The 21,614-nt window shown below is 58.5% G+C and carries 25 protein-coding genes; 11 read left to right on the top strand and 14 right to left on the bottom strand.

The features are described 5' to 3' along the window. Nucleotides 1-109: 109 nt before the first annotated feature. The 3 genes from alc to puuE form a co-directional block, all read right to left on the bottom strand. Nucleotides 110-1,105, bottom strand: coding sequence for an allantoicase (gene alc, locus ASD60_RS09960; protein WP_056853842.1), 996 nt, complete (start codon nucleotides 1,103-1,105; stop codon nucleotides 110-112). A gap of 88 nt (nucleotides 1,106-1,193) precedes the next feature. Further along, entirely contained in the window at nucleotides 1,194-1,709 is a 516-nt protein-coding gene (uraD, locus tag ASD60_RS09955; RefSeq protein ID WP_056853841.1) for a 2-oxo-4-hydroxy-4-carboxy-5-ureidoimidazoline decarboxylase, read from the bottom strand. After that, nucleotides 1,706-2,632, bottom strand: a complete 927-nt coding sequence (gene puuE, locus ASD60_RS09950) for an allantoinase PuuE (RefSeq protein ID WP_056853840.1) — start codon at nucleotides 2,630-2,632, stop codon at nucleotides 1,706-1,708. Before puuE ends, uraD begins: the two co-directional genes overlap by 4 nt. 435 nt (nucleotides 2,633-3,067) lie before the next feature. Here puuE and uraH point away from each other — a divergent pair, with 435 nt between their 5' ends. After that, entirely contained in the window at nucleotides 3,068-3,421 is a 354-nt protein-coding gene (gene uraH / locus ASD60_RS09945; protein WP_056853839.1) for a hydroxyisourate hydrolase, read from the top strand. Between the two features lie 194 nt (nucleotides 3,422-3,615). On the opposite strand, the gene ASD60_RS09940 is transcribed toward uraH, so the two are convergent. The 3 genes from ASD60_RS09940 to ASD60_RS09930 all read right to left on the bottom strand — a co-directional run bounded on the left by ASD60_RS09940 (nucleotide 3,616) and on the right by ASD60_RS09930 (nucleotide 6,405). Next, nucleotides 3,616-4,242, bottom strand: a complete 627-nt coding sequence (locus tag ASD60_RS09940; protein ID WP_056853838.1) for a LysE family translocator — start codon at nucleotides 4,240-4,242, stop codon at nucleotides 3,616-3,618. Between the two features lie 73 nt (nucleotides 4,243-4,315). Beyond that, nucleotides 4,316-5,665 (bottom strand): NCS2 family permease, encoded by a 1,350-nt coding sequence (locus ASD60_RS09935; RefSeq protein WP_056853837.1) that lies wholly within the window; start codon nucleotides 5,663-5,665, stop codon nucleotides 4,316-4,318. Nucleotides 5,666-5,958: 293 nt separating this feature from the next. Next, nucleotides 5,959-6,405, bottom strand: coding sequence for a MarR family winged helix-turn-helix transcriptional regulator (locus ASD60_RS09930; RefSeq protein ID WP_056853836.1), 447 nt, complete (start codon nucleotides 6,403-6,405; stop codon nucleotides 5,959-5,961). 83 nt (nucleotides 6,406-6,488) lie between these two features. Here ASD60_RS09930 and ASD60_RS09925 point away from each other — a divergent pair, with 83 nt between their 5' ends. Beyond that, complete coding sequence (locus tag ASD60_RS09925) at nucleotides 6,489-7,655, top strand: aminotransferase-like domain-containing protein (RefSeq protein ID WP_056853835.1); 1,167 nt, start codon at nucleotides 6,489-6,491, stop codon at nucleotides 7,653-7,655. Nucleotides 7,656-7,820: 165 nt separating this feature from the next. Here ASD60_RS09925 and ASD60_RS09920 read toward each other — a convergent pair whose 3' ends face one another. The 5 genes from ASD60_RS09920 to ASD60_RS09900 all read right to left on the bottom strand — a co-directional run bounded on the left by ASD60_RS09920 (nucleotide 7,821) and on the right by ASD60_RS09900 (nucleotide 10,636). After that, a complete protein-coding gene (locus tag ASD60_RS09920) occupies nucleotides 7,821-8,192 on the bottom strand; it encodes a glutathione S-transferase N-terminal domain-containing protein (RefSeq protein ID WP_056853834.1) in 372 nt (123 codons plus the stop codon). A gap of 104 nt (nucleotides 8,193-8,296) precedes the next feature. After that, nucleotides 8,297-8,842, bottom strand: coding sequence for a GTP cyclohydrolase I FolE (folE, locus tag ASD60_RS09915; RefSeq protein ID WP_007988130.1), 546 nt, complete (start codon nucleotides 8,840-8,842; stop codon nucleotides 8,297-8,299). Nucleotides 8,843-8,919: 77 nt separating this feature from the next. Then, the gene (locus ASD60_RS09910) at nucleotides 8,920-9,477 is read right to left on the bottom strand and encodes a Smr/MutS family protein (RefSeq protein WP_056853833.1); all 558 of its coding nucleotides are present in this window, start codon (nucleotides 9,475-9,477) and stop codon (nucleotides 8,920-8,922) included. Nucleotides 9,478-9,592: 115 nt separating this feature from the next. After that, the gene (locus tag ASD60_RS09905; protein WP_056853832.1) at nucleotides 9,593-9,913 is read right to left on the bottom strand and encodes a hypothetical protein; all 321 of its coding nucleotides are present in this window, start codon (nucleotides 9,911-9,913) and stop codon (nucleotides 9,593-9,595) included. A 132-nt stretch (nucleotides 9,914-10,045) separates the two neighbouring features. Further along, nucleotides 10,046-10,636, bottom strand: a complete 591-nt coding sequence (locus ASD60_RS09900; protein ID WP_056853831.1) for a cysteine hydrolase family protein — start codon at nucleotides 10,634-10,636, stop codon at nucleotides 10,046-10,048. Between the two features lie 239 nt (nucleotides 10,637-10,875). Here ASD60_RS09900 and prmB point away from each other — a divergent pair, with 239 nt between their 5' ends. Beyond that, complete coding sequence (gene prmB / locus ASD60_RS09895; RefSeq protein WP_056853830.1) at nucleotides 10,876-11,784, top strand: 50S ribosomal protein L3 N(5)-glutamine methyltransferase; 909 nt, start codon at nucleotides 10,876-10,878, stop codon at nucleotides 11,782-11,784. A gap of 244 nt (nucleotides 11,785-12,028) precedes the next feature. On the opposite strand, the gene ASD60_RS09890 is transcribed toward prmB, so the two are convergent. Both ASD60_RS09890 and ASD60_RS09885 read right to left on the bottom strand, forming a co-directional pair. Continuing rightward, nucleotides 12,029-12,820 (bottom strand): hypothetical protein, encoded by a 792-nt coding sequence (locus ASD60_RS09890; RefSeq protein WP_056853829.1) that lies wholly within the window; start codon nucleotides 12,818-12,820, stop codon nucleotides 12,029-12,031. Between the two features lie 109 nt (nucleotides 12,821-12,929). Continuing rightward, nucleotides 12,930-13,928, bottom strand: coding sequence for an alpha/beta hydrolase (locus ASD60_RS09885; RefSeq protein WP_056853828.1), 999 nt, complete (start codon nucleotides 13,926-13,928; stop codon nucleotides 12,930-12,932). An 84-nt stretch (nucleotides 13,929-14,012) separates the two neighbouring features. Here ASD60_RS09885 and aroC point away from each other — a divergent pair, with 84 nt between their 5' ends. Genes aroC through ASD60_RS09870 form a run of 3 tightly spaced genes read left to right on the top strand, consistent with a single transcriptional unit; the run spans nucleotide 14,013 to nucleotide 16,863 of the window. Beyond that, nucleotides 14,013-15,104, top strand: coding sequence for a chorismate synthase (gene aroC / locus ASD60_RS09880; RefSeq protein ID WP_056853827.1), 1,092 nt, complete (start codon nucleotides 14,013-14,015; stop codon nucleotides 15,102-15,104). Nucleotides 15,105-15,132: 28 nt separating this feature from the next. Further along, nucleotides 15,133-16,284 carry an MFS transporter gene (locus ASD60_RS09875; RefSeq protein WP_056853826.1) on the top strand — a complete coding sequence of 384 codons (1,152 nt, stop codon included), beginning with the start codon at nucleotides 15,133-15,135 and terminating at the stop codon, nucleotides 16,282-16,284. 45 nt (nucleotides 16,285-16,329) lie between these two features. Then, nucleotides 16,330-16,863 carry a 1,2-dihydroxy-3-keto-5-methylthiopentene dioxygenase gene (locus ASD60_RS09870; protein WP_056853825.1) on the top strand — a complete coding sequence of 178 codons (534 nt, stop codon included), beginning with the start codon at nucleotides 16,330-16,332 and terminating at the stop codon, nucleotides 16,861-16,863. A 119-nt stretch (nucleotides 16,864-16,982) separates the two neighbouring features. Here the strand turns inward: ASD60_RS09870 and ASD60_RS09865 are convergent, their stop codons facing one another. After that, nucleotides 16,983-17,258, bottom strand: coding sequence for a DUF3509 domain-containing protein (locus ASD60_RS09865; protein WP_056853824.1), 276 nt, complete (start codon nucleotides 17,256-17,258; stop codon nucleotides 16,983-16,985). Nucleotides 17,259-17,685: 427 nt separating this feature from the next. Between ASD60_RS09865 and ASD60_RS09860 the strand changes: the two genes are divergently transcribed. The 5 genes from ASD60_RS09860 to ASD60_RS09840 all read left to right on the top strand — a co-directional run bounded on the left by ASD60_RS09860 (nucleotide 17,686) and on the right by ASD60_RS09840 (nucleotide 21,575). Continuing rightward, nucleotides 17,686-19,524 (top strand): long-chain-acyl-CoA synthetase, encoded by a 1,839-nt coding sequence (locus ASD60_RS09860; protein ID WP_056853823.1) that lies wholly within the window; start codon nucleotides 17,686-17,688, stop codon nucleotides 19,522-19,524. A 110-nt stretch (nucleotides 19,525-19,634) separates the two neighbouring features. Continuing rightward, nucleotides 19,635-20,153 (top strand): ankyrin repeat domain-containing protein, encoded by a 519-nt coding sequence (locus ASD60_RS09855; protein ID WP_056853822.1) that lies wholly within the window; start codon nucleotides 19,635-19,637, stop codon nucleotides 20,151-20,153. Nucleotides 20,154-20,304: 151 nt separating this feature from the next. Continuing rightward, entirely contained in the window at nucleotides 20,305-20,835 is a 531-nt protein-coding gene (locus ASD60_RS09850; protein ID WP_056853821.1) for a hypothetical protein, read from the top strand. Nucleotides 20,836-20,916: 81 nt separating this feature from the next. Beyond that, nucleotides 20,917-21,108, top strand: coding sequence for a PLDc N-terminal domain-containing protein (locus ASD60_RS09845; RefSeq protein ID WP_056853820.1), 192 nt, complete (start codon nucleotides 20,917-20,919; stop codon nucleotides 21,106-21,108). Between the two features lie 233 nt (nucleotides 21,109-21,341). Next, on the top strand, nucleotides 21,342-21,575 hold the full coding sequence (locus tag ASD60_RS09840) for a hypothetical protein (RefSeq protein WP_056853819.1): 234 nt from the start codon (nucleotides 21,342-21,344) through the stop codon (nucleotides 21,573-21,575). Nucleotides 21,576-21,614: the final 39 nt, after the last annotated feature.

Below are 21,614 nucleotides of genomic sequence, written 5' to 3'. Positions count from 1 at the left end.
GATTATTGTGGCGAGGGAGCTTGCTCCCGCTGGACTGCGCAGCAGTCCCTTTTTTTGGGGCCGCTTCGCAGCCCAGCGGGAGCAAGCTCCCTCGCCACAGGTTCAGCGCTTACTTCGCAACCTTGCCCAATACGCGCAGGCGGCTGACGCCACCGTCCGGGAACACGTTCAGGCGGATGTGGGTGATTGGGCCCAGTGCCTTGATCTGCTCGGCGAAGGTGTGTTCGGCGTGCATTTCCAGCTTCTGGCTTGGCAGCAGTTCGCGCCAGAACAGCGACTGGGTTTCGATCTGGCTGTCGGTACCGCCCTTGACGAACGCGCCCTGGATCGAGCAGCTGTCCGGGTAGTTGCCTTTGAAGTGCAGGGTGTCGACGATGATTTTCTCGATCTCGCCCGGGTGACCCAGCGCGACGATCACCCAGTCATTGCCCGGGGTGCGACGACGTGCGGTTTCCCAGCCATCGCCCATGTTGATGCCACGGCCCGGGTTGAGGATGTTGCTCATGCGGCCGAAGTGTTCATCGGAGCAGGCGAGGGCGCGGCCACCATTGAGGGCGGCGGCCAGGTCGACTTGCTCGTTGTCGCCGACAGCGGACCAGTCGCGGAACGGAATGCCATAGACGCGCAGACGGGCAACACCACCATCCGGATAGATGTTGAAGCGCAGGTGGCTGAACGCCTGGTCGTTGCTGATTTCGTGGTAGTGGTGGCTATTGCCTTGCAGTTCGACGGCGGACAGCACTTCGGTCCACTGGGTGTTTTCGTTCGGCTCGCCTTCGGCCAGGAAGCAGGCTTCCAGGGAGGCCGACGGCGGGAAGTTGCCGGTGAAGAATGAAGTGTCGATGTCGACGCCCTTGATCGATCCCGGTACGCCCAGGCGGATCACAGCGCTGTCGTAGCCTTCGAAGCGCTTGCGGCGCGACTCCCAGCCGTCCATCCACTTGCCGTTGTCATCGAACACGCCCTCCTTCCACACGGCCGGGGTCGGTTGGAACAGACGGTTGGCGTCTGCGAACCAGTCATCGGTGACCGAGATGATTTTGGTGCCCAGGCGGGCGTCGGCCAGGTTGACGAACTTCTCGAAAGGTACGGCGTAAGCTTTCATTCTTCTTGTCTGCCTTTAATAAGTTGGCTTGGGATGCTTGCAAGGCCCTGGGTACTGTTTGCGTTTGAAAGTACTCGGGCCAGGCTTGCTATAGGGTCAGTAATCGGAACAGGGCGATCTTGTTGATCTCCGCCAGCGCGCATTTGAATTCGGTGTCTGCCGAGTTGTGAATGCGCGTTTCGAACGCCGCGAGGATCTGATGCCGGTTGCTGCCTTTTACCGCCATGATGAAGGGAAACTTGAACTTGGCCTTGTAGGCGTCGTTCAGCTCGGTGAAGCGCTGGAACTCTTCGGCCGTGCATTGGTGAATACCGGCGCCAGCCTGTTCATTGGTGCTGGCTTCGGTCAGTTGGCCCTGGACGGCGGCTTTGCCGGCCAGGTCCGGGTGAGCGTTGATCAGGGCCAGTTGGCTTTGCTGATCGGCACTCAACAGGATGTCGCTCATGCGCTGGTGCAGGGTTTCGATCTCGTCGATCGAGGCGTCCTGGCCCAGGTCGAAGGCCTTCTCGGCCACCCATGGCGAATGTTCGTAGATGTCGGCGAAGGCTTTGACGAAGGCGTCGCGGCTCAAGGTCGATGGTTTCACTGTTTGAAAGGCGCTCATTTCGCGGCCCCTTGGTACGGGTGGGTTGCTTGCCAGTGACGCGCGATGTCGACGCGGCGGCTGAACCACACCTGTTCATGACTTTTAGCGTATTCGATAAAGCGCTTGAGCGAAGCCAGACGCGCCGGACGGCCGATCAGCCGGCAGTGCAGGCCGATCGACAGCATTTTCGGGGCTTCGGCGCCTTCGGCGTAGAGCACGTCGAACGCATCCTTGAGGTATTCGAAGAAGTCGTCGCCCTTGTTGAAACCCTGGACCTGGGTGAAGCGCATGTCGTTGGTGTCCAGGGTGTAGGGGATCACCAGGTGCGGCTTGCCGGTCGGGTTGTTCGGTTCCCAGTAGGGCAGGTCGTCGTCGTAGGTGTCGCAGTCGTAGAGGAAACCGCCTTCTTCCATCACCAGTTTGCGGGTGTTGGGGCCGGTGCGGCCGGTGTACCAGCCCAGCGGACGCTCGCCGGTGATTTCGGTAAGGATGCGGATCGCTTCGAGCATGTGCTCGCGTTCCTGGGCTTCATCCATGTACTGGTAGTCGATCCAGCGGTAGCCGTGGCTGCAGATCTCGTGGCCGGCATCGACCATGGCGCGGATCACATCCGGGTGACGCTGGGCAGCCATGGCCACGGCGAAGATGGTCAGCGGGATGTCGAATTCCTTGAACAGTTTCAGAATCCGCCAGACACCGGAGCGGCTGCCATACTCGTAAAGCGATTCCATGCTCATGTTGCGCGCGCCTTGCAGCGGCTGGGCGGACACCATTTCCGAGAGAAACGCTTCGGATTCTTTATCGCCGTGCAGGATATTGCGCTCGCCGCCTTCTTCGTAATTGAGGACGAACGACAGGGCAATGCGGGCGTTGCCCGGCCAGTGTGGGTGCGGAGGGTTACTGCCGTAACCGATCAGGTCGCGAGGGTAGTCAGCGCTCACTGCAGTCTTCCTTCTTGTATGCGTGGTGACAGTTGGTGTGACGCGACTAAAGGTTGGATCACTGGCTGGCGTCACAGCGATGGGTTGATTGTATACAACTTTATATTCACTTTGTAAGCCTGATTTTTTGCATTTTTCGTTAACGGTCATCTTCACGTGCTACTGACAAGCACCTGCAAGAAATCTGCCCGACTGGTCAGTTAATGATTGCAGCGTATAGAAAGCATATGGTTTCGCAGGAAAATGACAGAAATTTCTGTCATGGCGCTATCGGTCGCTAAAATGTCGTTTTTATTGTGTACAATTTTTTAGAAAAGTGTCTTAATCAATCGCTCGCCGCAGCTTTTCGTGCTCCGAATCGGTGCGGTCTCCTTTTCACCTGACTTCGGGAGGCGCGAAGTCTGACTGCTCCAGGCAGGCAGGCGCGCAGAATCAATGGGACGTTTGACTACACACGTTTTGGACGCTGCACATGGTTGCCCGGGCAGCTCGATCAAGGTCGAGTTGTACCGCGTTGAAGGTTCGCACCTGGAATTGGTCGCCAGCGCGATAACCAACAGCGACGGTCGTGTCGATGCGCCGCTGCTGCAGGGTGACGATTACCGTACCGGGGTTTATCAGGTTCAGTTCCATGCAGGCGATTACTACCGCGCCCGCGGCGTTCAGCTGCCGGAGCCGGCGTTTCTGGATGTGGTGGTGCTGCGTTTTGGCATCAACGCCGAGCAGGATCATTACCATGTTCCGCTGCTGATCTCGCCTTACAGCTATTCCACGTACCGCGGCAGCTGATCCCCCAAGCAGCTGCCACCACCTGGAAGCGACTGCGCATATAGCTTCTTTGGTCTTTCGCCCGCTCACACTGCGGGCTTTTTTTCGTCTGTGGAAAAGTGCTGACCGGGCTGACGCCATCGCGGGCAAGCCTTGCTCCTACAGGTTTCGTGTCGAATGACCGTAGGAGCAAAGCTTGCTCGCGATGCTTTTGCTTAACGACTCAACAAAGATGCCGCGCCCGCGCCGCTGAACAACCCGGCACTCACCCGGTTGAACCAGCTCTGCCCCTTGCCGCTGCGCAAATAGCGCGCCGCACCATGGGCGCCGAGGCCGTAGGCCAATTTGCACAGCAGGTCCAGCACGGTCCAGGTCGCAATCATCACCAGCAACTGCGGCAGGAACGGCTGTTCGGCACTGAGGAACTGCGGCAGAAACGCGGCGAAGAACAGGATGTCTTTCGGGTTGCTGGCGCCGAGCATGAATGCACGGCCGAACAGTGCGCGAAAGCGCGGCACGGGCGCTGCCAGTGGCACTTCAGCGCCATGGGACGGTTGACGCGATTGCTGCCAGCTCTGCCAGGCGAGGTAGAACAGATACAGCGCGCCGACGATCTTCAAGGCGCTGAACAGCTGTTCCGAGGCCAGCAACAAAGCGCCCAGGCCCAGTGCCGAGGCGCTCAACAGGCAAATCGAAGCGATCACCCCGCCGAGAAATGCCGGGTAGGAACGGCGCAGGCCGTAATTCAGGCTGTTGCTGATCATCAACAGTGACAGTGGCCCCGGGATCAGGATCACTACCAGTGCCGCGCCGCTGAACAGCAGCCAGGTTTCCAGACTCATCACTTTCCTCCATTTGCACAAAAGCCTCACCCGACGGGGTGAGGCTGTTTCGAAACGTGTCCCGCGTTAAGGCTTACAAGAAGATGAACTTGGCGATGAAGATCGCGCAGAGCACCCACAGGCTGACGGAAATTTCCTTGTACTTGCCGGTACCGGCCTTCAACGCCACGTAGGTGATGAAGCCCAGTGCGATACCGTCGGCGACCGAGAAGGTCAGCGGCATCATGATCGCGGTAACGATCGCCGGAATGCTGTCGGTCGCTTCATCCCATTCGATATGGGCCATGCCGCCCATCATCAGCATCGCGACATAAATCAGTGCGCCAGCGGTGGCGTAGGCGGGGATCATGCCGGCCAGCGGAGCGAAAAACATCGCTGCGATAAATAACACGCCTACGGTGACAGCGGTAAGACCAGTGCGACCACCCGCGGCTACGCCCGCGGCACTTTCCACGTAACTGGTAACCGGTGGCACGCCGACCACGGCACCGAATACGCTGGATGCGCTGTCGGCTTTCATCGCGCGGGAGAGGTTTTCGATGCGACCGTCAGGCGCCACCAGATTGGCACGTTGTGCCACGCCCATCAGGGTGCCGGCGGTGTCGAACATGTGCACGAAAAGGAACGCCAGAACCACACTGATCATGCTGACGTTGAATACGCCCGCGACGTTCATGGCCATCCAGGTCGGAGCCAGGCTCGGCGGTGCGGACATGATCCCTTCGTAATGCACCAGGCCCAGGCCCCAGCCGGCGAGGGTGACGGTGATGATGCTGATGAGGATCGCTCCGAACACCCGGTGGTAGCTGAGGATGGCGATCATCAGGAAGCACACGGCAGCCAACAGCGGGCCAGGCTCGCGCAAGGAACCAAGCTTGATCAGAGTAGCCGGGCTATCGACGACGATACCTGCGGTTTTCAAGCCGATCAGCCCCAGAAATAGACCAACGCCCGCGCCCATGGCGTAGCGCAGGCTTACAGGAATGCTGTTGAGCAGCCATTCACGAATCCTGGAAAAGGTCAGGATCATGAACAACACACCGGAAACAAACACCGCACCGAGGGCGGTTTCCCAGTTGTAGCCCATGGTGCCGACGACGGTGTAAGTAAAGAACGCATTCAGGCCCATGCCTGGTGCCAGGCCGACCGGCCAGTTGGCGTAAAGGCCCATCAACAGGCAACCCAGGGCGGCGGCGATGCAGGTAGCGACGAACGCCGCGCCATGGTCGATCCCGGCGTCGGCCATGATGTTCGGGTTGACGAAGATGATGTAGGCCATCGTGATGAAGGTAGTCAGACCGGCAATCAACTCGGTCTTCACCGTGGTGCCATGCAAGCTGAGTTTGAACAGACGTTCCAGCCAGCCATTGCGTAGTGGCGGCGAGAGATCCAGCGTCGATGCTTCGGATTTGCGGCTTTCCACAGCGAGTACTCCTCAAGAGTTTTATTTTTATTTCCAGGGCCGGACCCATGAGGGCGGCGGCGGCCCTTTGAGGCACTTGCGAATTTGTTGACCGGTTGGTCAGGAACTCGCACGAAGTGGATTATGCTTTTGTATACAAATAAAGCAAATAATGTTTTTGATTTTGTCGACGAAAGTTTTGGCAATAGGGATATATCGCCTTCGAAGGCCTCATCGCCAGCAGGCTGGCTCCCACTGGTTTGTGAACGCAGATCACTGTGGGAGCCAGCCTGCTGGCGATGGGGGCAGAGCAGTCAGTCAATAACAGTCTGACTTTTCCCAAGAGCCAGATTCACCGCCAACCACCCATCCACCGCCGTCTCACCAGCGTCTGCAAACACCCGCTCCAGCAATTTCACCTGCTCGCGACGCAGCGACTGCTCGAACCGTGCTCCGTCATCGGTCAGCTCCAACAACCGTTTCCGTTTGTCCGTCTGCGACGCCACGCTGTTCACCAAATGCATTTCCACCAATTGTCGTAGCGGCATGTTCAGCGCCTGTTTGCTCACGCCGAGCAATGCCAGCAATTCTTTCACGCTGAGGTTCGGGTAACGGGCGATAAAAAACACGATGCGCTGATGCACCCGGCTCAAGCCGCGGCGTTCAAGCATTTCATCGGCCTTGGCCGTGAAAGCCTGGTAACCGAAGAAAAACGCTTCCATGGCCTGTTGCTGGGAAATCGGGTTTTTAAGGTCAATCATGTTGACGTATCCGCTTGTGCTGTCGTAATTTCGGTCAACAAGTTTGACTCATTTTCCTCATGCCAGGCTACCGGGTGACTTCCATGGCTTTTTCCGAACGTGTCTCACGCCTTAAAAGTTCTTTGATCCGTGAAATCCTTGCCGCCGCTCAGCGCCCGCAGGTGATGTCGTTCGCTGGAGGTCTGCCGGCTGAGGTCATGTTGCCCAAGGTCGATTGGACCGACATGCCGCTGTCCATCGGCCAATACGGCATGAGCGAAGGCGAGCCGGCATTGCGTGAAGCTCTGGCGGCAGAGGCCAGGAGGTTGGGCTTACAGTGTGAGGCGAGCCAGGTGTTGGTGGTGAGCGGCTCCCAGCAGACCCTCGATCTGGCCGCCAAGCTCTACATCGACAAAGGCACCGAGGTTTTTCTCGAGGCGCCGACTTACTTGGCGGCACTGCAGATTTTTCAGTTGTTCGGCGCGGACTGCATCACTGTCCCATTGGAGGCTGATGGCCCGGACCTGGTGCAATTGCGCACTCGCCTGGCGCAGCATCGTCCTGCCTTCATCTACCTGATCCCGACTTTCCAGAACCCGTCCGCGGTGCGTTACAGCGAAGCCAAGCGTGACGCCGTGGCAGCCCTGCTCGATGAATTCGGCGTGACCTTGATTGAAGACGAGCCCTATCGCGAATTAACCTTCGATGGCGGCAGCGCGACCCCGATTGTCAGTCGTTTGAAAACAGCCAGCTGGATCTACACCGGTACCGTGTCGAAAACCCTGATGCCCGGTCTGCGCGTCGGCTACCTGATCGCCAGCCCCGACCTGTTCCCGCATTTGCTCAAGCTCAAGCAATCGGCGGACTTGCACACCAATCGGGTCGGCCAATGGCAAGCCTTGCAATGGATCGGCAACGAGCGGTATCGACAGCATCGCAGTGAACTGCGCGAATTTTACCGAGGGCGTCGGGATGCGTTCCAGGCCGCGCTGCAAACGCACTTCGCTGATCTGGCGGATTGGAACGAGCCGCAGGGCGGGCTGTTTTTCTGGTTGCGGCTCAAGCAGCCGCTGGACACTCGTACCTTGCTCAACGATGCACTGGCCAATGATGTGGCGTTCATGCCGGGCGAGCCGTTCTTTCCAGAACCGGACAAGCATCACGGCTATTTGCGACTCAACTTCAGCCATATCGAACCGGCGCGGCTGGATGAAGGGCTCAAGCGTCTGGCGGCAGTGGTGCGGCAAGCGCAGATAGATAAAGCGGCCTGAAATGAATAAACCGGCTGATGAGCCGGTTTATTTTTGTCCGGGATTTGTAGCATTTGTGCCGGCCTCATCGCTGGCGAGCCAGCTCCCACAAGTGATGTGAGCACCACAAGACCCTGTGGGAGCTGGCTTGCCAGCGATGGCGCCGGCTCAAACAATCCAAATCATTCAGGCTGCCGCAAACCGCTTGTCCAGATAATCAATAATCACCTTGGACTCATACATCCAGGTCGTCTGCCCATTTTCTTCAATCCGCAGGCACGGCACTTTGATCTTGCCGCCTTGCTCCAGCAGGGCCTGGCGGTCTTGCTCGTTGTTTTTCGCATCACGCAACGCCACCGGTACATTCAGGCGATGCAAGGTGCGGCGGGTTTTCACACAGAACGGGCAGGCGTGGAATTGATACAGGGTCAGGCCCTTGGCGGCGGATTCGACCTGCGCCTGAGCAGCGGCGGGGCGCTTCTTTTTGCTTGGGCGGGTGATGAAGTCGATGAAGATGATCAGTTGGCCAAGGCCGACACGAAGCGCTTTTACGAACACGTTGAAAGCCTCACGGGGCAAATGAAGAAAGGCGCGCAGCTTACCTGATTTTTCACAGGCGAAAAAAAACCGGCGATGAATGCCGGTTTTCCTTGTGTTGCGAATTACTTGATGAGGCTGAGGAATTCGCTGCGGGTGGCGGCGTTCTCGCGGAACTCCCCGAGCATCACCGAGGTGATCATCGTCGAGTTCTGCTTTTCCACACCACGCATCATCATGCACATGTGCTTGGCCTCGATCACCACTGCAACGCCCAGGGCGCCGGTGACCTGCTGGACCGCGTCGGCGATCTGGCGGCTGAGGTTTTCCTGGATCTGCAGACGGCGAGCGTACATATCGACGATGCGCGCGACTTTCGAAAGCCCCAACACCTTGCCGCTCGGGATGTAGGCGACATGCGCCTTGCCGATGAACGGCAGCAAATGGTGCTCGCACAACGAGTACAGCTCGATGTCCTTGACCAGCACCATTTCGCTGTTGTCGGAGCTGAACAAGGCACCATTGGTGACTTCTTCGAGCGTCTGTTCATAACCGCGGCAGAGGTACTGCATGGCTTTGGCGGCACGTTTTGGCGTGTCGAGCAGGCCTTCGCGGGACACGTCCTCGCCCAATTGGCCGAGAATCGCGGTGTAATTCTGTTCCAGGGACATGAAACTACCTGTGGGATTTTACGCAAAGGGCAAGGGTACGGTGGCGGACACGACGCTGCAAGCGTGACGCATCAGGTTTACTCGTCGCGACCTTCCATCATCGTGCGTTTGAGCATCACATAAACCGCTCCGGCACCGCCGTGTTTCGCCTGGCAAGAGGTGAAGCCAAGTACCTGCGGATGCTGGCGCAGCCAGGTGTTGACGTGGCTTTTGATCATCGGCCGCTTGCCGTCCAGGCGCACGGCCTTGCCGTGAGTGACGCGCACGCAGCGGATTTCGAATTTGGTCGCTTCTGCCAGGAAAGCCCAGAGGGTTTCCCGGGCTTTTTCAACGTTCATGCCGTGGAGGTCGAGGCTGCCTTCGAACGGAATCTGTCCGGTCTTGAGCTTGCGCATCTGGCTTTCCTGAACACCGTCACGCGCCCACATCAGCTCGTCTTCCGGGCCGACGTCGATGACGAACTGATCGGACAGGCCGTCGACGGTGGTGGCATCCGTGCGCACGGTGGCGGCCTGACGCAGCTTGGCAATCTGTGCTCGGTCAGCTTTGGGTTTGCCGGTTTCAGCGCGATCGTGCTTGATCGGCTTGACGCCTTGGATAGCGCTTTTGAACAGGGAAAAATCGTCGTCTTGCATGTCAGCCTCCGCGAAGGGCGGCCAGTTTACCCAACTCCAGGCGAATGAGCGCGCATCAAAGTGCGCGGCATTCGGTGGCGACCTTGGTTCGCGACCTTGGTCCGCGACCTTGGTCTCAGTCGTGTTTTTTCATCAGGTGCGGCGACATGTTCAGCTCCCGCGACTGTCGCGAGCGGCGACGGCAGCGGCGCCACAGCCACACGCCGAGGTACAGCACGAACAGGCCAATCAGCAGAATCACTGCCGCACCGACCCGGTTGGTATTCATCTCACCCAGGGCCGGGGCGTGGCCCAACAGGCTGGCGATGCCGGCCATGGCGAGCAACACACCACTCGTCGCCAGCAGCGCAGCGAACGCCGCGCCGATTCGAAAACGCCAGTTACTTTGGCCTTTGGGCCGTAAGCGGCGAGCGTCAAAACCATCGGATAACTTCATTCCGACCTTCCTCAATGGGTATCGGCCCTTCGACCGGGAGTTGACCGGGATGTTCCTGAGGCTAAGACAATTACGGCTAATGAGAGGCTTTTGCGGATGAGCGGCGGTGCAGGCCGCTCATGTAAACACTGCTCAGACCAGGTCGTTGGTCTGGGCGACGGCGGCAAAGTTGTCCGCCATGATCGCCATTTCGGTCTGCTGAACATGCTCGGCGCTCAGGACGCCGCCTTTGTAGGGCAGATCGCGGGTGGCGCAAGCATCTTCCACCAGTGTGCAACGGAACCCCAGGTTTTTTGCTGCGCGCACCGTAGTGCTGACGCTGGAATGGCTCATGAAGCCGCAAACCACCAGGTCTACCGAACCCAGGTCTTCCAGGCGTTTTTTCAGATCCGTGCCATGAAAAGCACTCGGCAGGATTTTTTCGATCTTGATTTCACCGTCAAGTGGCTCCAGCCCAGGAATGAACTGGCCGCGCTCGCCGCGTGGATCAAACAACCCTCCAACGGTGCCGAGATGGCTGACATGCACGATCGGACGACCGGCCGCACGGGCGGCAGTCACCAGTTTTTTGATGTTCGCGACAGCCGCATCCATGCCGCTCAGGGCCAAAGGACCGCTGAGGTATTCTTTCTGGGCATCGATGATGATCAGGGTCGCATGACTCAGTTTGGCGGCGGCATAACCGCGGCCGCTGAGTTGAAACATCGTTTGTGGAACGGACATTCTGGGGCTCCTTCGAGTGGGGCTTTTGCGACATTGTCCTCCGGCTGAGCGCTTCTGTGAATCGCTACTATTGTAGGCACCGTCGTTACTGGCGTGTAGCGTTGTCAAGTGCTCCGTTTTGTTCAATACCGAACTGAAAAAAGAGATTAGTCCTACATTTGCCCCCGCGTTGTTCTCGCGTCGTCGTGGCGTCGTTTGACTGGTAGAATCGCCAGTCGATTTTTCTGGAGTTAGCCGTCGTGATCACTTCCCGCCTTCGCACCCTGCGTGACCATATCCGTTGGGCCGTCAGCCGCTTCCATGGGGAGGATCTGTTTTTCGGCCATGGGACCGACAACGCATGGGACGAAGCCCGTCAACTGGTGTTGGGTGCGTTGCATTTGCCGTGGGAAATTGCCGACAGTTACCTCGATTGCAACCTGGAAGAAGATGAAGTGGTTCGCTTGCAGCGGTTGCTCAAGCGCCGCATCGAAGAACGCATTCCAACCGCTTACCTGCTGGGCGAAGCCTGGTTCTGTGGCATGTCGTTCATTGTCGACGAGCGCGTATTGATCCCGCGTTCACCGATCGGTGAGTTGATCGAAAACCGTTTCACGCCTTGGTTGGGCACCGAGCCAGCAAGGATTCTCGACCTGTGCACCGGTTCCGGCTGCATCGGTATCGCCTGCGCCTACGAGTTTCAGAACGCCGAGGTGGTGCTGGCCGATCTGTCGTTCGAAGCGCTGGAAGTGGCCAACCAGAACATCGAGCGTCACGGCGTCGATGAGCGGGTCTATACCGTGCAGGGCGATGGTTTTGATGGTTTGCCGGGTCAGCGTTTCGACCTGATCGTGTCGAACCCGCCGTATGTAGATGCCGAAGATTTTGCCGACATGCCGGATGAATACCAGCACGAACCGGAATTGGGCCTGGCGTGCGGTGACGACGGGTTGAACCTGGTGCGGCGCATGCTCGCGCAGGCCGCTGATCATTTGACCGAAAAGGGCTTGCTGATTGTCGAAGTGGGCAACAGTCAGGTTCACGTCGAAGCGTTGTACCCGGAAGTGGACTTCGCCTGGCTGGAATTCGAGCGAGGCGGGCATGGCGTCTTCATGTTGTCAGCCCAACAGTGCCGCGATCATCAGGCGCTGTTCGCCTCGCGCGTCTGACCTGCCCTGATCCTTCCCACGCTCTGCGTGGGGATGCAGTCCGGGACGCTCTGCGTCCCAAGAGCCGAACGCGGAGCGTCCGTTGAGGCGTTCCCACGCGGAGCGTGGGAACGATCAGCCACCTCAACAAATATTGTGGCGAGGGAGCTTGCTCCCGCTCGAGCGCGAAGCGGTCGCCGAAAGAGGCTGCATCGCACCCAGCGGGAGCAAGCTGCCTCGCCACAGATGAGTCCCTGCCTACCTATCAACGGTGCGTGGCAATCCAGATCAACAACCCCGCCTGGAACACTGCAAACGCCACCAGACAGGTAATGGTGAAGCGCAGTCCGGCGTCTTCGCGTTTGTACTTGCTGACCTTTTCTTCGTGTTTCTTGAGTTTCACTTCCTGCTCGGCCAGGTTCTGTTCGGCCTGCTGGAGCATTTGCGCCGCTTCAAGAATTTCCACGACCTGCAGTTTTTCCGTGTTCCAATCGCTCAACAGGTCGCCGACCCGCACCTCTTTAACGCTGCCCTTCAAATGCTGGGCATCGGCGTAAACCACATCAAAGCCGTGCACCCGCAAAAAATGGTCGCGACGCAGGCGAGTGTCTTCGTTCAGCGCGTCCTTGTTGTTCAAGTCAACGCCATCGACGGTGTAGCCAGGCCAGCGCTTTTTCGCCCAGACGATGCCCTGAGCCGCCATGAAGCGACCGATACCCCGATTCACCGGTTCAATCTGCAAACCGCTGTCCGGGCCGAAACGCACGCGTTTTTCGGCGTGGTCGACCCACACGTCCAGATGATTCTGTTCCTTGCGCACACGCTGGCCGGGCAGGGTAATGCTCATGCGCATCAGGCTGTGCTGCTTGTCGTTGCGTTCGGCATAGCCGAATTCGACAAAGCGCAATGGGCGGCCACCGGTGTTGCGATCGGTCTGCAGCGGCGCCAGACGGAGCATTTTATGGTGCTCGACGTGGACGTCCGCCCATGGCAGCTCGACCGCTGGCGGTGCGTCTTGTTCAGCGGTGGTGTCGGGTGAAGTCTGGGTATCAGTCATAACGGCGAGATCCTGTCCAAGCTCAACTTGTCACCAGCCATTGCGCTGGCGACAAAGGCTTATCGGCCGTTTTTTTCAGGACTGGAGGGCAACACCGGTTAAACAGCGCTTAAGTGGAGCGAAGTCCGTCAATAAATTCGAGGATTTTCGCGCCCAGTTCCGCTGCCAGGGGCAAATTCGGATCCTTGTAGGACGCCAGTTGGCGTTTGACGTCGTTGGGCACGATGCGCATGACGTGGTTCATGCCTTCGATCAACACCAGTTCGGCGTCCGGCTTGGCCGCCTTGAGCAGCCGGGCATCGTTGACTCCGACCTGAATGTCATTGCTGCCCTGGATGATCAGCGCGGGCATTTTCAGCCTGGCGAACGCAGCGGCCGGATCCTGACGAAACAGGGAAATCAGATAGGGCTGCACGCTCGGACGGAAAATCACTTGAAGTTGCGGTGGCACGTTGTCGTCGGTTTTCCCGGCCTTGAGGCTGTCGAGCAGTTCATTACTACGCAGCATCAACGGCGGCGGCAGGCGATTGCTCAGTTGCTGGCGCAATACCTGATCGATTGGCCGGGCGCTGCCGGACATGGAAATGACCGCCGCCGCATCGACGTTGGGCGCGGCGAGGCTGGCGATCAACGCGCCTTCACTGTGCCCCAGTAGAATCAGTTTGGCGAAACGCGGATCAGTCTTGAGCTTGCGACTCCAGGCCTCGGCGTCGGAAACATAGGCTTCCAACGTCAGGTTGCGCTCGTCCGGCGTGGCCGCCAGGCTCGCCGCCACACCACGTTTGTCGTAGCGCACACTGGCGATATTGTGTTTGGCCAGCACCCACGCCAACCGCTTGAGGCTGTCGTTGCGCCCGCCATCGGGGTTGTTTCCGTCACGATCCGTAGGACCGGAGCCGGAAATGATCAGGACAACGGGCACCGGCGTGTCGGATTTCGGCAACAACAACGAGCCGAAAAGCGTTCCACTGCCGGTGTCCAACGAGATCGGCCGTTGCAGAACGGTGGCCTGGGCGAAGCCTGTAAACAAGGTCAGGGTCAAGAGCAAAACTCGCAGCATCATCACGCCATCATTATCAAGATGCCGGTTGGACTCGCTGACACCCATAAGGTTCGAGGATGAACTACTTGGGTAGCCTGCGTATACTGGCGCGCATTATGTATTTGGGTTCGATTTCACGGAGCGTCCTGCATGTCCGGCAATACCTACGGCAAGCTGTTCACTGTCACCACCGCGGGCGAAAGCCATGGTCCGGCGTTGGTCGCCATTGTCGATGGCTGCCCGCCGGGCCTGGAGATCTCCCTTGAAGATCTGCAGCGCGACCTGGACCGCCGCAAGCCCGGCACCAGCCGCCACACCACCCAGCGTCAGGAAGCCGACGAAGTCGAAATCCTCTCCGGTGTGTTCGAAGGTCGCACCACCGGTTGCGCCATCGGCCTGCTGATCCGCAACACCGACCAGAAGTCCAAGGACTACTCGGCGATCAAGGACCTGTTCCGCCCGGCCCACGCCGATTACACCTACCACCACAAATACGGCGAACGCGATTATCGCGGCGGCGGTCGCAGTTCGGCGCGGGAAACCGCGATGCGTGTGGCGGCCGGAGCGATCGCGAAAAAGTACCTGGTCAGCCAGGGCATCGTGATTCGTGGCTACATGAGCCAGCTCGGCCCGATCGAAATTCCGTTCAAGACCTGGGATTCGGTCGAGGAAAACGCCTTCTTCAGCCCGGACCCGGACAAGGTGCCGGAACTGGAAGCCTATATGGATCAGTTGCGTCGCGACCAGGATTCGGTCGGCGCGAAAATCACCGTGGTCGCTGAAGGCGTGATGCCGGGCCTGGGCGAGCCGATCTTCGACCGCCTCGACGCCGAACTGGCCCATGCGCTGATGAGCATCAACGCGGTCAAGGGCGTGGAAATCGGCGCCGGTTTCGCCAGCGTCGCCCAGCGCGGCACTGAACATCGCGATGAAATGACCCCGGAAGGCTTCCTCAGCAACAATGCGGGCGGCATTCTCGGCGGTATTTCTTCCGGTCAGCCGATTGTCGCGCATCTGGCGCTGAAGCCGACATCCAGCATCACCACACCGGGCCGTTCCATCGATATTCATGGCAATCCGGTGGACGTGATCACCAAGGGCCGTCACGACCCTTGCGTCGGCATTCGCGCCACGCCTATCGCTGAAGCGATGATGGCCATCGTACTGATGGACCATCTGCTGCGTCACCGTGGGCAGAACGCCGACGTGCGCGTGAGCACGCCGGTGCTGGGTCAGCTCTAATGGCTGACTTCGCAGCTGCTGCAATCTGATGGTTGCGGCGGCGCTCCCGTACTGGCGGCTCTCCAGTTTCTATCTGTTTTATTTCGCTTTGCTCGGTTCGACAGCGCCGTTTCTGGCGCTGTACTTCGATCACCTGGGGTTCAGCGCCGCACGCATCGGCGAACTGGTGGCCATCCCGATGCTGATGCGTTGCGTGGCGCCGAACATCTGGGGCTGGCTTGGCGATTACACCGGTCGACGGCTGGCGATCGTGCGTTTCGGCGCGGTGTGCACATTACTGACCTTCTCGCTGATTTTCGTCAGCAAGACCTACGCCTGGCTGGCGATGGTCATGGCCCTTCATGCGTTCTTCTGGCACGCGGTGCTGCCGCAGTTTGAAGTCATCACCCTGGCGCATCTGCAAGGGCAGACTTCGCGCTACAGCCAGATTCGCCTGTGGGGTTCCATCGGTTTCATCATTACCGTGGTTGCGCTGGGCCGTCTGTTCGAATGGCTGAGCCTGGACATCTACCCGGCGGCGCTGGTGCTGATCATGGCTGGCATCGTGCTGAGCAGCCTGTGGGTACCGAACGCACAGCCGGCTCCGGGTAATCGGGTGGCGGGAGAGGGGTTTGTCAAGCAACTGCGCAGCCCCGGCGTGCTGGCGTTTTACGTTTGCGTTGCGTTGATGCAGATGAGCCACGGGCCGTATTACACCTTTCTGACCCTGCACCTTGAACGCCTGGGCTACAGCCGCGGCGTGATCGGCATGCTGTGGGCAGTCGGCGTAGTCGCCGAAGTGTTGATGTTCCTGGCCATGAGCAGAATTCTTGCGCGTTTCTCGTTACGCCAGGTATTGCTGGCGAGTTTTCTGCTGGCGGCACTGCGGTGGTTGTTGCTCGGCACGTTGGCGGAATTTCTGTGGGTGTTGCTGTTTGCCCAGGTCTTGCACGCGGCGACGTTCGGCAGCTTTCACGCCGCAGCCATTGCCTTCGTGCAACGGAGCTTCGGTGCGCGCCAGCAAGGTCAGGGCCAGGCATTGTACGCCGCGCTGGCCGGCACGGGCGGCGCCATGGGTGCGTTGTATTCCGGCTACAGCTGGAACGCTCTCGGCGCGGCATGGACCTTTAGTATTGCCAGCCTCGCCGCCGTCGCGGCTGCGGTTATCATTGCCATACGTATGCAAGAGGACAGGCCGTGAGCGCCGGTCACTGTCCTTGCCATGAACCGTTAAGGAATTGCCCTGATGAGCAGCCTGTCCGTATACCACGTCTCCAGCCCTGAGATTCCCAACAAGGTGCTGACCCATCTCGAAGACATTCAATCGACCCTGGCCGAGCACGGCGTGCGTTTCGACCGCTGGCAAGCCGCTGCGAAAATCCAGCCCGGCGCGAGCAAGGAAGAAATGATCGCCGCCTATCAGGGGCAAATCGATAAGCTGATGACTGAGCGCGGCTACATCAACGTCGATGTGCTCAGCGTCACCGGCGATCACCCGCAACAAGACCAAATGCTCAAAGAGCAGCATCTTGGCGAAGATTTGGTGCGATTTTTCGTTGCCGGTCGTGGCTTGTTTAACCTGCACATCGACGATTACGTCTATGCCGTGTTCTGCGAGAAGAACGACCTGATTTGCGTGCCGGCCGGTACCCGGCACTGGTTCGATAGGGGGGAGCACCCGCATCTCGTGGCGATCCGCCTGTTCAATAACCCGCAAGGCTGTGAGGCCAACTTCACCGGCGACGATATTGCCGGCCAGTTTCCGTGTTTGGAAGACTGACAAAAAACCTGTGGGAGCCAACCTGCTGGCGATGAGGGCGCGTCAGTCAACATCAGCGTTAAATGACTCACCGCATCGCCAGCAGGCTGGCTCCCACAATTTTTCAGCGCTTTGAGCGTTTACAGCGAATGATAAGTCGGCAGTGCAAATCGCTGCTGGCTCTGCAACATCGAGATTTGCGGCAGTTCGCTGGCCTGTTCGGCAAGGTCGCGGCGAATCGCGCTGATGACCCACGACAGTTGATCGCCATTGTGCAATTGCTGGTAGGAAATCGAGCGTTTGAATTCTCGGCCGTCGCCACGCAGGGTCAGCAGGATTCCACCGTCAGGTCGCGCTTGGGTGGTGACTTCGAAGTTGGAGAACAAAGACGAAAATTTTTCTTGGATCAGGCTCATGTCTATCAGCTCCGTTAGCTCTTGAATGGCAAGCGTGGGGAGAGAGTTGCAGTGATTGTGCCAGTATCCTGTTTTATAAAAAACTTATATAAATCAATAGCTTATCAAAAGCATGGATTTTCACTTCCTTGCAAATTGCATGAATAGCCATCGTGCATCCTGCATTTTGCGGGTTTCTCGGCAATTGGATTGAACCATTGGGCAGGCATGCGCTCCTGCATTTCCCGGAACCGTTGCGGTCGACATCGCGGATCGCAGATCAAGATCGCAGATCAAGATCGCGGATCAAGATCGCAGATCAAGATCGCGGATCAAGATCGCAGATACAAAACATTTCAAAAACCGCGTGTACAGCTCAAGAACCGTTGACGTATTTTCGGGCTCAATCAACGCCGCCCGACAATAAAAAGATCGAACGGGAGCAGCCATGAGCCGCACATCAAGCGACACGATCACCTGGAGCATGATGCTCCGCAAGCTGCCTGCCATCGCCAAAGCCATTCCACGCGTGGTGAAGGGGATGAAGGTAGCCAACGTCAAGGATCCGACCCAACCGTGTGGCCTGGGGTGGAGTTTCGAGCAAGCCACCCTGCGTAATCCTGATGGCCCGGCATTGCTGCACGGCGACGTTTCGCTGACTTATGCGCAGGTCAATCAGTGGGCCAATCGCATTGCCCATCATTTGATCGACCAAGGCATCGGCAAGGGCGACGTGGTGGCGCTGTTCATCGAGAACCGCCCGGAGCTGCTGGTGACAATTTTGGCAGTGGCCAAGGTTGGTGCCATTTCGGCGCTGCTCAATACCTCACAAACCCGCGACACCCTGGTGCACAGCGTGAACCTGGTGACGCCGGCTGCCATCGTTGTCGGCGAGGAGTTGGTCCCGGCGTTTTTGGCAGTGCGCGAGAAACTGTCGATCGATGCGTCGCGCACCTGGTTTGTCGCCGATCAGGACACCTGGAGCCATCCGGGAATTGCCCCGCTCGGATTCATCAATCTGATGACCGCCAGCATCGACGCCAACAGTGAAAATCCGGCAAGCAGCCAGCAGGTTTTTTTCGATGACCCTTGTTTCTACATCTACACCTCCGGAACCACGGGTTTGCCCAAGGCCGGTGTGTTCAAGCACGGGCGCTGGATGCGCAGCTGCGCCAGCTTCGGGATGATTGCACTGGATATGCGGCCCGAGGATGTCGTCTATTGCACCTTGCCGCTGTATCACGCCACCGGATTATGTGTGTGTTGGGGCTCTGCAGTCAGCGGCGCCTCGGGATTCGCCATCCGCCGCAAGTTCAGTGCCAGCCAGTTCTGGAGCGATGTGCACAAATACCGGGCGACGACCATCGGTTACGTGGGCGAGTTGTGCCGTTATCTGGTCGATCAACCGCCCAGTGTCGACGATGGCAAACACGGGGTCAGGAAAATGATCGGCAATGGCCTGCGCCCCGGTGCATGGGCCGACTTCAAGAGTCGTTTTGCGGTGGATCACATTTGCGAGCTGTATGCCGCCAGCGACGGTAATATCGGTTTCACCAACATTCTGAATTTCGACAACACCGTGGGTTTTTCCCTGATGGCGTGGGAGTTGGCGGCGTATGACCACGACAGCGGGGCGCCAATCCGTGGCGTCAATGGTTTCATGCGCAAGGTCGGTAAAGGCGAGCAAGGCTTGTTGTTGGCCAAAATCGACGACAAGGCGCCGCTGGACGGTTACACCGATCCGCAGAAAACCGAGAAAGTCGTCCTCTGCGATGTCTTCGAGAAAGGCGACCGATACTTCAACACCGGTGACCTTCTGCGCAACATTGGCTTTGGGCATGCCCAGTTTGTCGATCGGTTGGGCGACACTTATCGCTGGAAGGGCGAGAACGTCTCCACTACCGAGGTCGAGAACATCCTCCTGCAGTACCCGCATATTTCCGAAGCGGTGGCTTATGGCGTGGAAATCCGCAACACCAACGGTCGCGCCGGCATGGCAGCCATTACGCCAGCGGAATCTTTGGCGACGCTGGATTTCAGCGAACTGCTGGCCTTTGCCCGTCAGCAGATGCCGAGCTATGCGGTGCCGTTGTTCTTGCGGGTGAAAGTCAAAATGGAGACCACCGGGACGTTCAAGTACCAGAAGACCCGGCTCAAGGACGAAGCCTTCGATCCGGGCAAAACCGGCGATGACCCGATCTACGCCTGGCTGCCTGGTACCGACACTTACGTGCAGGTCACCGGGCAAGTGCTGTCGGACATTCAGGCTGGCAAACACCGTTATTGAAAACGGCGCCATTGAATGTGGCTATAGGTGCGCATCAGAAAAAAGAAGTGACAGTGTCGGGGCTGCTCGGGAAACTGTCGGCTTTTACGAATGACACAATGGAGTGCCCGATGTCCGACAAAAGCCGCCAGATGACCCCCGAAGAAGCTGCCGAGTTTGCCGAACAGGTATTCAACAAAGCGCGCGAGGGCGATGCGGCCATGATGGCTGCGCTGCTGAGCAAGGGCCTGCCGCCCAACCTGCGCAACCACAAGGGCGACACATTACTGATGCTGGCCGCGTATCACGGCCATGTGGACACGGTGAAAGTGTTGCTGGAACACAAGGCCGATCCGGAAATCCGCAATGACAACGGCCAGAGCCCGATTGCCGGCGCCGCGTTCAAGGGTGACCTGGCGGTGATCAAGGCGTTGGTTGAAGGCGGCGCGCAGGTGGAAGGTTCGTCATTCGACGGCCGGACGGCGCTGATGATGGCTGCGATGTTCAACCGCGTCGAAGTCGTCGATTACCTGATCAGCAAAGGTGCTGACGCCAAAGCCAAGGATGCCAATGGCATTACCGCGCTGGATGCCGCCAGGACAATGGGCGCTACCGATACCATCGCGCAGCTGGAAAAACTGCTGGGCTGATTGCCTCAAAAAGATCGCAGCGTTCGGCGGCTCTTACCAGGGAACGCGTGTTCCTTGCCGGCGCTGCCGTAGGCTGCGATCTTTTCGTTTTTGAGGTTAACCTGCGGTATCCTTCGCGCCCTCAAAATTCCCTCGCTACAGGATTTACCCCATGAAAGCCGCACTCGTCGAACTCATCAGCAAAATCAGCTCCGGGTGCATGGGTGATGACGAAATCCACAAAGTCGCTGACGAAGCGGCCCAGGCTTACGCGGATCCTCAAGGTTTTCTGACGGCCAACCCGGACATCAACTACGACGACACCTTCCCGATCCCGTTGGGTGAATGGGTGGTTGTCGGCAGCCTGCCGGAAACCGTGCTGTTCCAGGCCGACACCTACATGGACCTTTTCGCACAGATCGTCGCTTCGTTCGGCCCGGGAGTCGATTTCAACCTCAAGCCCAAGCAGTTGGCCAAGACCGAAGCGCTGACCGCGCTCAATCGCATCCAGGTGCAGATGAGCAGCCTGAACAAGGAAAACGGCGGTTACACACTGATGAACTTCAGCCAATTGCTCGATGACGAGTTGCAGGTCGTGCTGGTCTACGGCAATGACCTGCCGCGGGTGCTGGAGCTGTGCGCCGAAGTCGGCATTGCGGCGGCACCATCCCTCGAAGCGTTGAAAGTCGCCATCCACGTCTGAGGCGGTAAGCTTTCAATAAAAGGGAACCCTGGCCATGGCCGGCTATCCTAAGGGGGCAGATCACTCTTCGGGAGCGTCACTATGGGTTCCACCTTCAACAGCCTGGTTGGCCTGATCATTCTTGCCCTGGACATCTGGGCAATCATCAACGTGCTGAAAAGTGGCGCCGGAACGGGGGCGAAAGTCCTCTGGGTGCTGTTGATCCTGTTGCTGCCGGTTTTGGGCCTGATCATCTGGGCGATTGCCGGGCCGCGTGGGAACGTCAGGATATGACCGAGGCCTAAGGTCCCACGCGTTTCCCTGTGGGAGCGAGCCTGCTCGCGATGGCGAAATATCCGTCACTGGATAACTGTCTGAAGAATCGCAATCTTCGGAACGCCGCCCGCAGCAGGCTAGCCCTCACATTGATTGCACTTGGGCTGCAACTGATCCGTTGGAACGATTAGCCAGCTACCCAGGTCGAGATAGGTGTAAGCCCATTTGCGGGTTTGATCGAGGAGGCTCCGATGTCCAAGTGGAAAGTCACTTTCGTGGATGATCATGGTGAAACAATCGACGAAGTCTTCGAGTGCGAGGAATGCCCAAGCCATGAGCAGGCCGCCAAACTCATCAAGGAACGACTCCTTCCCGTCGCCGCTGAACTGGATCTGAACGATCTGGAAGGGCGAACCGCCGATGCGGGCGTCAAAAGCCTGAAAACCCAGAACAGCATTCAAATCCTCGGCATCACGCCAAACTGAACACTTCCTGTCACATTCGCAACCAGGCCTTGGCAGCGG

The organism is Pseudomonas sp. Root562, from assembly GCF_001427125.1.
Lineage (GTDB): Bacteria > Pseudomonadota > Gammaproteobacteria > Pseudomonadales > Pseudomonadaceae > Aquipseudomonas.
This window is presented reverse-complemented; position numbering and strand designations above follow the sequence as displayed.